The sequence below is a fragment of the uncultured Eudoraea sp. genome (assembly GCF_947260015.1).
GTDB lineage: Bacteria > Bacteroidota > Bacteroidia > Flavobacteriales > Flavobacteriaceae > Eudoraea.
Genome location: NZ_CAMYOM010000066.1, coordinates 1 through 9,499 on the forward strand (window position 1 = coordinate 1; position 9,499 = coordinate 9,499).

8 protein-coding genes and 1 other RNA gene are annotated in these 9,499 nt (G+C 40.8%); 6 read left to right on the forward strand and 3 right to left on the reverse strand.

Annotated features, from left to right (window positions below; genetic code table 11):
• Positions 1–854 precede the first annotated feature (854 nt).
• From Q0X66_RS15320 to Q0X66_RS15335, 4 genes are all read left to right on the forward strand, one after another.
• Positions 855–1,316, forward strand: coding sequence for a hypothetical protein (locus tag Q0X66_RS15320; RefSeq protein WP_297707897.1), 462 nt, complete (start codon positions 855–857; stop codon positions 1,314–1,316).
• Positions 1,317–1,649: 333 nt separating this feature from the next.
• Positions 1,650–2,237: a hypothetical protein gene (locus tag Q0X66_RS15325; RefSeq protein ID WP_297707899.1), complete on the forward strand. Its 588-nt coding sequence runs from the start codon at positions 1,650–1,652 to the stop codon at positions 2,235–2,237.
• A gap of 197 nt (positions 2,238–2,434) precedes the next feature.
• A complete protein-coding gene (locus Q0X66_RS15330; RefSeq protein WP_297707901.1) occupies positions 2,435–3,478 on the forward strand; it encodes a histidine kinase in 1,044 nt (347 codons plus the stop codon).
• Positions 3,475–4,188, forward strand: a complete 714-nt coding sequence (locus Q0X66_RS15335; RefSeq protein ID WP_297707903.1) for a LytTR family DNA-binding domain-containing protein — start codon at positions 3,475–3,477, stop codon at positions 4,186–4,188. Before Q0X66_RS15330 ends, Q0X66_RS15335 begins: the two co-directional genes overlap by 4 nt.
• 319 nt (positions 4,189–4,507) lie before the next feature.
• Here Q0X66_RS15335 and Q0X66_RS15340 read toward each other — a convergent pair whose 3' ends face one another.
• Both Q0X66_RS15340 and ssrA read right to left on the reverse strand, forming a co-directional pair.
• Positions 4,508–4,753 (reverse strand): GIY-YIG nuclease family protein, encoded by a 246-nt coding sequence (locus Q0X66_RS15340; protein ID WP_297707905.1) that lies wholly within the window; start codon positions 4,751–4,753, stop codon positions 4,508–4,510.
• A gap of 626 nt (positions 4,754–5,379) precedes the next feature.
• Positions 5,380–5,778, reverse strand: a transfer-messenger RNA (tmRNA) gene (ssrA, locus tag Q0X66_RS15345).
• Positions 5,779–6,031: 253 nt separating this feature from the next.
• Here ssrA and Q0X66_RS15350 point away from each other — a divergent pair.
• Positions 6,032–7,237, forward strand: coding sequence for an NAD(P)-dependent oxidoreductase (locus Q0X66_RS15350; RefSeq protein ID WP_297707907.1), 1,206 nt, complete (start codon positions 6,032–6,034; stop codon positions 7,235–7,237).
• Positions 7,238–7,350: 113 nt separating this feature from the next.
• Here the strand turns inward: Q0X66_RS15350 and kdsA are convergent, their stop codons facing one another.
• A complete protein-coding gene (kdsA, locus tag Q0X66_RS15355) occupies positions 7,351–8,172 on the reverse strand; it encodes a 3-deoxy-8-phosphooctulonate synthase (protein WP_297707909.1) in 822 nt (273 codons plus the stop codon).
• Between the two features lie 145 nt (positions 8,173–8,317).
• Here kdsA and Q0X66_RS15360 point away from each other — a divergent pair.
• Positions 8,318–9,499 (forward strand): GTP-binding protein (locus Q0X66_RS15360; RefSeq protein ID WP_297707910.1); only part of this gene is annotated, 1,182 nt, incomplete at its 3' end.

Sequence of the window (9,499 nt, forward strand, 5' to 3'; positions counted from 1 at the left end):
AGCAGTTCAAGTTATCCTTAGCCCTGCTTTCACAAGTAATCATGCTTCGGAGTGCTGGCTAAATGAAATTTTAATAATTAGTGGATCATCATCCACCGTCCGCGTGCCGCTGAAGCTTTAGCGGAGGCGCAAGCCCTCTGTTATGAGCTCGATAGCAGGTTAGCGGTATAATTAATCCTCCGTCGCCATTAGAAATAGCTATGGAGGATTTAAAAAAGCCCTCCGCCGCTTCTCGTAAACTCGAAGCTATGGAGGGCGTAGGTGGAGCCGGGGAGGTTACCTGCAGTTTTTCCTACTAAGATATCTTCTTGCTTGTTAAACTAATCTTTTGTTTCGAAAAGCAGATCCTGAACCACTTTTTAGATAGCGTTCGAAATCGTATGCCTTTTGTTTATTAATGTAAAACTTCAGCGTCTTAAAAAAGGTTCGTTTAATAAAACTGCTCAGGAAATTCACATTATGGATTTTGATATACATCTTTTTTCTCCCGGTCAAGGCAACCGAACTTTTCAATGTAGTTATGTAAGTGCCACTTTCCGATGGCTTTTTATAATATAATAGTAATCTCCGTGAAAAAGCGTGGAATAGTAGCTCGCGAATTCCAGCATGGGCCATTTAATTCGGTAAAACTATATTTAACAATTATGTGGAGATTGTTATCTATTATTCATCCCTATACAACCATTTCACCATTTTGAGATTTTGGAAAATAGAAACCCGATGAACTTTTCCGGTTCATCGCAAACTTTTTCCAGTTCATCGCAACTTGTCATATGGCCTTATCCTGCGCAGTATGTTTGTCCTGTAAATAAGTTATTAACCGTTTGCGATGGCAGACACTAAAATAAAATATCATGAAAAAAATTAGTTTAGTATCAGGAATTGGAATACTGGCCTTGGCATTATTATCCTTCGTGGGCAATGGCGAAGGTGAAAAATCAAAAGAAGGAGATACGGCTGAAACGATCTTGACCGAATTGCAACAACCCTTTATCAATAAGGTAAATAAGTTACTTGCCCAAGTCGAAAATGAGATTTTGTCTATAGAAGACATTGTTTTAATCGAGACCGATGAAAAAATCGATTTAGGCTTTGACACGGCGGAATACCTGCCCGTAGGATTCGATCCGTATACCGGAATGGAATTCGACCTTGACGAAATCAACTTTATAGAAACCGATGGGGAAATAGACCTGGGCTTCGACACAGCGGAATATCTGCCCAAGGGATTCAATCCTTACAAAGGAATGGAGCATGAGAACCTAATTGATCAAGAAGCACAGATTGGTTTCCATCTTGATCCCGATTCAAAATAGACCATGGTTGATTGATTATCTGGAGAGGCCTTTGGCGAAAGCTAAAGGCTTTTCTTTTTAAAATAGTTTCTTTCTGAGTGCAGGTTACGACCTTATTTTGGTACATAATCTAGGATAATTATTCGAATACCCGTAATCATTAATCGGTCATAGGTTACCGGTGCCTTCCTCTTTTGAAACTATAAAATTAGGAAACCGATAAACTTTTCAGGTTCATCGCAAACTTTTTCCGGTTCATCGCAACTTGTCATATGGCCTTATCCTTCGCTGTATTTTTATCCTGTAAATAAAATCTTAACCCGTTTGCGATTGCAGACACTAAAACAAAATATCATGAAAAGAATGATTAAAATTTCAGCAATACTTGCCCTAATGTTCGCAACGACTAGCAGTATGGCAAATAATCCTAAAATTAGTTTGGCACCCGGAACCGATTCAAAAAGTATCATCGTGAAACTGGATGAACAAGTCAAAAAATCAACCCTCAGATTGACCGATGCGGACAACAACTCGATTTTTTTCGAAGACATCAGCGAAAACCGTTATGCCAAGAAATTTAATCTGACAAATCTTGAAAACGGAACGTATTTCTTTGCCGTTAAAAACTCATTGCAATCCGTCATTTTTACACTGAAAGTACAGGACACTGAAGTGAAAATAGTCGACCGCGAAGAAAACAATGAGAAACCTGTCTTTAGAAAGGTAGGCGACAAAATCTATCTGAATTTCATGAACCAAGAAGAAGCGAACGTAGACATTGTAATCGTTGATAACCAAAATAGGGTGGTGTTCAGTGAAACGTCAAAAGGTGATTTTTTAGTTCAAAAGGCGTTTAATTTTCAATCCGCCGTAAAAGGCCGGTACATCGTTTCAGTAAAAAGCGGTAAAAACACCTACTACAAAAGCATCGTTATTGGGTAACCCATTGATGATTGGTTGGTTGATAACCCCATGGGCTTAATGACCTGTGGGGTTCCCTACTCCAGTGTTTACCGACTCGCTCCATTTTTTTGATTTTCCTATCTTACAGGACTCTTTGTTTGGAATCTCAGGGGGGCAGTTAAAAGAAAAAGTTTAAATAACTTCATTATATTGGCAATCAAGAAGCATCACTATTTATGGACCTTCATTTTAGATCATTTAAAAAATATCAGACCGTAATTATTCATCTGCTGGTCTGGGGATCTGTTTTCTCACTTCCCTATATATTTTACCTGCAATGGCAAGAGGGTGGGATGCCAACGCAATTTGCGCTGAAGATTCTCGTATTGAATATCGTCATGAACCTTTTTTGGGTAACGACGTTTTATTTGAATACGGAATTTCTTATTCCCCGAATATTGTATCGTAGAAAAGTTTTTGTATATCTGGGAGTGAACATTGGTCTATTGGCCGGTATTCTTTTGATCAACCGTTTGCTATTTGAGGCGCTGGTGTTCGAGGCTTCCTACTCTATTTATAAGGCCCTGTGGCACAACGCCCTGCCTTTTTTGTTCTTTGTTTTGACAGCGGTCGCCTTTAGAACGGTAAACGACCGTTTGGAACTGGAACGCAGAACGAAGGAACGGGAAAGCGAAACCCTCAAAACCGAACTCTCCTTTTTGCGCTCCCAGATCAGTCCACATTTTTTGTTTAATGTGCTCAATAATATCGTTGCCCTGGTACGGCTGAAAAGCGATGAACTGGAGCCGACCATTTTAAAATTGTCTTCCCTGATGCAATACATGTTGTACGAAACGGACGAGGATAAGGCACTTTTAAAAAGCGAAGTGGATTACCTACGAAATTACATCGATTTGCAAAAACTCCGGTTCGGGAGGCGGTTGAACGTTAAATTTGATGTGGAATTGATGGAGGACTGGTACGTTATCGAACCCATGCTCTTAATCCCTTTTGTGGAAAATGCCTTTAAACACGGTACGGGAATGATTGAAAATCCGGTCATCGATATTTCCCTAAAGGCGGAAAACAATAACCTTCTCTTTACGGTAAAGAACAAATATATCGAGGCAGACGAGGCCAAGGACAAGGTTTCCGGTATCGGGATGTCCAATGTCAAAAGAAGGCTCGAACTCCTTTATGAAAAAAAACATAACCTTACAATCGACAAAACATCCGATTGGTATATCGTAACCCTGCAATTAACCTTTGAGATCCAATGAACTGTATCGCCATAGATGATGAACCCCTGGCCCTTGGCCTGTTGACCGACAATATCGGAAAAGTGCCCTTCTTGAATTTAGTCGGGGCCTGCGAAAACGCTTTTGAGGCGATGGAAACCATGAAGGAGCATTCTGTGGATTTGGTGTTCATCGACATCCAGATGCCCGGCCTTACGGGACTGCAATTTATCGCCAGCCTTGAGGTCAGGCCCCTCGTCATTTTTATTACCGCGTATAAACAATACGCCGTGGAAAGCTATGATCTTGACGTGGTAGACTACCTCGTAAAGCCTGTGGCATTGGAACGCTTTGTCAAGTCCTGCAACCGCGCTAAGAAACTGTTCGAGCTCAGGTCGGCAAAAGATACGCCGGCCGTCGAAAACGCTCCGGACCATTTCTTTGTCAATGCCGATTACAGTCAGGTAAAAATAAAGTTCGACGATATTATTTGGATGAAAGGCTATGGGGATTATATCAAGTTCTACTTAAAGGATGCCCAACACCCCCTTGTAGTACGGACCAGTTTCAAGGACCTGGAATTGGAACTGCCCAAAAACAGATTTATCAGGATCCACCGATCTTATGCGGTAGCCCTATCCCAAATTACGGCCTTACGCAAGAACAGTATTTTTCTAGGCCATAGGGAATTATCCATAGGGGAGACCTACCGTGATGAGGTTCGGAAATTAGTTCAAAAAGGGCTGAATTGATGACCAGAAGTCCACAAATTTGATAGTGCCGTAAAACGGCCGATTTAGGTGACACTTTTCGATAAGCATGAATCTTATTACCAAAGTGTCCCATTTGTGGTCTCTTTTCGTGGTCCCGTTAATTCGTGTTTTAAGGGACATACACAGTTTACTTGGACCACCGTTTTATTTAACTTTTAGAGACTTCGACGTTCATAGGTTTTAAAAAGTTTATTTTACGGATAAAATAAATAGTCTACATTTTGACCTTTAATTAATTTTTAAGGTCATGATTTTTAGGATATGCAAAAGCTACGGAGGACGAAAGTGGAAATAATCTTTATAACAATCGCTTGTTCCTAAAAGCTATTCCAGAACCTGTTTTCAAATATCTTTCAAAATCATACGCTGCTTGTTTGTTCGAAAAAAGGGAAATATGAATTAATTCTATAGGGAGTTTATCCTTCGTGAACTTTACTTCTCCCGTACGGTGCTTTGCCAACCTTCTTATCATATTTGCGGAATAGCCAGTGTAAAACTGGCCATTGGCACATTTTAAAATATATACAGAATAGGGGAGAAGCATACCTCAGATATTTGGAATGGAATATAAAGCGATATACTGAATTTCATTAGCAGTTCAAGTTATCCTTAGCCCTGCTTTCACAAGTAATCATGCTTCGGAGTGCTGGCTAAATGAAATTTTAATAATTAGTGGATCATCATCCACCGTAAATTTTAATAATTAGTGGATCATCATCCACCGTACGCGTGCCGCTAAAGCTTTAGCGGAGGCGCAAGTCCTCTGTTATGAGCTCGATAGCAGGTTAGCGGTATAATTAATCCTCCGTCGCCATTAGAAATAGCTATGGAGGATTTAGAAAAGCCCTCCGCCGCTTTCGCTATGCAAAAGCAACGTGATGAACAATTGAATTAAGCTGTGGATCTGGATCCACCGGAGCCCGACGGGCATTCAAGGTAGTGCTGCTAAGGCCGGTAACAATAATAAAAGCCCTCCGCCGCTTCTAGTAAACTCGAAGCTATGGAGGGCGTAGGTGGAGCCGGGGAGGTTACCTGTGGTGTTCACCCTATCTCGCAATGTTGCAAATAAAAATACCCATCGCTATCACGATGGGCATCTTAAATTTTTCAAAAATACTCAAGCCAGCTTGGCATTTTTTCATCCTTTAAGCTGCTGCGTATTTTTGAGTGTCGTGGAGCCGGAGGGACTCGAACCCTCGTCCAAACAAGCAATAACAAGGCTTTCTACATGCTTAGTTTTTGTTTGATTTTCGATGTGTAGCTGACCAAAAACCGCCTATTACACACTTAGCTTCTTAAGATTTTGGTGATACTAACAAAGCAATAGTACCCTTGTGTTGACTTTTATGGTGCCCCTAAATGAATCGCCGTCAACAAGGGCTATCCGGGGACATCTCGCTTCTCTACCTGGTAGAGACGAGGCTAAATCCTACTATAATTCGGATTAAGCGGCAAGAGCGTAATTATTATCGCCAACTAAAAGTTTGAAATATGAGATTTACGAGCTATATCCCAGCGCTCGACATGCTTACATCGCCATTGGTCTCGCTGTCAAAACCAGTCGGCCCCGTAATGAGATTGGTAAGCTGTGCTTACCGTCAACGAACCTGCCTGCCCTCCTAAGGCGGGTAAACCGGTTGGCAGGTTGAATCCCGCCTTTGGCGGGAATCTAATTCTCTCATTGTTTTTTCAAAGAACATCTTTTAAAAAGGTTCGCGAAGTTAGCAAAAATACAATTCCTTATTCATATTCATGATTAAGGAATTTGCCTACTACTGCAAATCCATGTATTTTCACGCAAAATTTATACCAAATTATACCTATGCATTTCGGAATCATCAGAGAGCGCAAAAACCCACCAGACAGGCGGGTTGTGCTATCGCCGCAGGCCTGCCAAAAAGTCGTTGAGAATCATAAACAGGCGCAGGTTACTGTAGAATTTTCCCCGGAACGTGTTTTTACTGATGAGGAGTACCAAAATGCGGGTATTAAGGTAGCCTCAACCGTCGCAGATTGTGACATATTGCTGGGTGTAAAGGAAGTACCCGTAGAAGCTTTAATTCCAAATAAAAAATACTTTTTCTTTTCCCATACCATAAAAAAACAGCCCTATAACCGGAAATTATTACAGGCTGCACTGGATAAAAATATAGAACTCTATGATCATGAGGTAATTACAAATACGAAGGGAATTCGCCTTGTGGCATTTGGACGATATGCGGGGATTGTGGGCGCCTATAATGGATTTCGCACTTATGGATTAAAAACCAATTTATTTCAGTTGCCTAAAGCAGGGGAAATTTCTGACCAGCAGGCATTGATAGCAGAACTTAAAAAGTTACAATTACCACAAATTAAAATTCTTCTTACCGGAAAGGGCAGGGTAGGAAACGGGGCCCGGGAAATGTTAGTAGGTATGAACCTTAAGGAAACAACTGTAAAGGAATATTTGGAAGAGAGTTTTGAGGTTCCCGTTTTTTGCCAGATTGATGTATTGGATTATAATCGGAGAAAAGACGGGCTTGTCAAAGACGAGACTGATTTTTTTAAAAACCCTGCTGAGTATGAATCCATCTTTATGCGCTTTGCGGCTGTAACTGACCTTTATATGGCCGGGCACTTTTACGGCACCGGCGCTCCGTACTTGTTTACCAGGGAGGATGCAAAACAACCTCAATTTAAAATAAAAGTAGTTGCTGATATAAGCTGTGATATTGACGGCCCTGTGGCTTCCACCATAAGGTCTTCTACCATAGCAGATCCAATATATGGCTATGACCCACATGCTGAAAGTGAAGTGGATTATATGCTACCTGAAGCCATAGCTGTAATGGCCGTTGATAACCTTCCTGCAGAATTGCCCAGAGATTCCAGTGAGGGATTCGGGCAGGCTTTTGTAGACAGCGTTATTCCCGCATTTTTTAATGGAGATGCAGACGGGATTTTAGAAAGGGCTTTGATGACCAAAAACGGGAAACTTACAGAGCGATATTCCTATTTACAGGACTATATTGACGGGAAAGAATAATATTCCTACTCTACTTTAATTTCCAAACTAATCACAGCTTGTCCTTTTCTTTTTTAACCCAATTCAATGAGTTTCACTCCGGCCATGTACTCATTTTTTGCAAATTCATGAGATTAATCGAGACTATTGACCGTTTTGCGAAGAGCCGTTAAATTGGTCAGTAGTTGTTCCAGTTGATCTAACTGCAACATATTGGCCCCGTCGCTTTTGGCATTTGCAGGATCAAAATGGGTTTCGATAAAGATTCCATCAACCCCTGTAGCTATCCCGGCACGAGCTATAGTACTTATTAATTCGGGTCTCCCCCCGGTTACTCCGGAAGACTGATTGGGTTGCTGCAAAGAATGGGTGACATCTAATACTACCGAGGCGTATCGTTTCATGACAGGGATTCCCCTAAAATCGACCACCATATCCTGGTAGCCAAACATAGTGCCTCGATCTGTGATCATAACCTGGTCATTATTGGAGTCAATTACTTTATTTACAGCATGCTTCATGCTTTCCGGGCTCATAAATTGCCCCTTTTTTAAGTTTACCACTTTTCCGGTATTTGCTGCGGCTACCAGCAAATCTGTTTGACGTACAAGGAATGCAGGAATTTGAAGGATGTCTACATACTCAGCGGCAAGTTTAGCGTCGGCTATCTCATGTATGTCAGTCACGGTGGGTACATGAAATGTTTCAGAAACTTTTTTCAATATTTTTAGCGCTTTCTCGTCCCCAATACCTGTAAAAGAGTCGACCCTGCTACGATTTGCTTTCTTAAAACTCCCTTTAAAAATGTAGGGAATCTCCAATTTATCTGTGATTTCCACAATCCGTTCTGCAATCCGTAATGCCATTTCCTCACCTTCTATGGCGCATGGTCCGGCCAGCAGGAAAAAATTATTACTATGGGCATATTTTAGTTGGGGTATGGAGTCAAGTTTCATATTCAAAAGTTAGATTACAAAGATAATTGTTTTTTAAACCTCATAACTGTACTGCTAATGGCTCAAAATCAACACAATAAAAATAACAGAACTTTATAACGGTAAGCAAAAAATAGGAGTATCTTTGCAGCCTCAAAACAAGAAGATGTCCAATACGAAAAACATTGCCATAATTGCACACGTTGACCACGGTAAAACAACGCTGGTAGATAAGATATTACATTATTGCCAGTTATTCCGGGAAAATGAGAAAACCGGAGATCTTATTTTGGACAATAATGACCTGGAGCGTGAAAGAGGTATTACAATTACTTCAAAGAATGTATCCGTACTTTATAAAGATACCAAGATCAATATTATTGATACCCCTGGCCACGCGGATTTTGGTGGTGAGGTAGAACGTGTTTTAAATATGGCTGATGGGGTTTTGCTATTGGTGGATGCCTTTGAAGGCCCAATGCCTCAAACCCGATTTGTATTACAAAAGGCTATCGACATGGGCTTAAAACCCTGTGTAGTAATCAATAAAGTAGATAAGGAAAATTGTACCCCGGAAGAAGTACATGAAAAGGTTTTTGATCTTATGTATGAACTTGGTGCGGAAGAATGGCAGTTAGACTTTCCAACAGTCTATGGCTCAGCCAAAAATAATTGGATGAGTGATGACTGGAAGAATGAAACTACAACTATTGAACCATTATTGGAAATGGTTATTGAGCATATCCCGGGTTTTGAACCTCAGGAAGGTACTACACAAATGTTGATTACGTCTTTAGATTACTCTTCATTTACAGGTAGAATTGCCATTGGACGCCTACAGCGAGGTTCCTTAAAGGAAGGACAGCAAATCTCTTTGGTAAAACGAGATGGTAGTATCGTAAAGTCGAAGGTAAAAGAACTATTTACTTTTGAAGGTCTGGGTCGTATAAAAGTTAAGGAAGTAGCCACAGGCGATATTTGTGCTATAGTTGGACTTGAAGGATTTGAAATAGGGGATACCATTGCGGATATCGAAAACCCTGAAGGGCTTAAAACTATTGCTATAGACGAACCAACAATGAGCATGTTGTTCACCATTAACGATAGTCCGTTTTTTGGTAAGGACGGCAAATTTGTTACTTCAAGGCATATCAAGGAAAGGTTAGAGAAAGAGTTGGAAAAAAACCTGGCGTTGCGTATGGAAGAGACGGATAGCGCGGATAAATTTATGATTTTTGGAAGGGGAGTTCTGCACTTGTCTGTGCTCATAGAAACTATGCGAAGAGAAGGCTACGAACTACAAATAGGTCAGCCTCAAGTAATTATCAGGACCATCGACGGAGTAAAA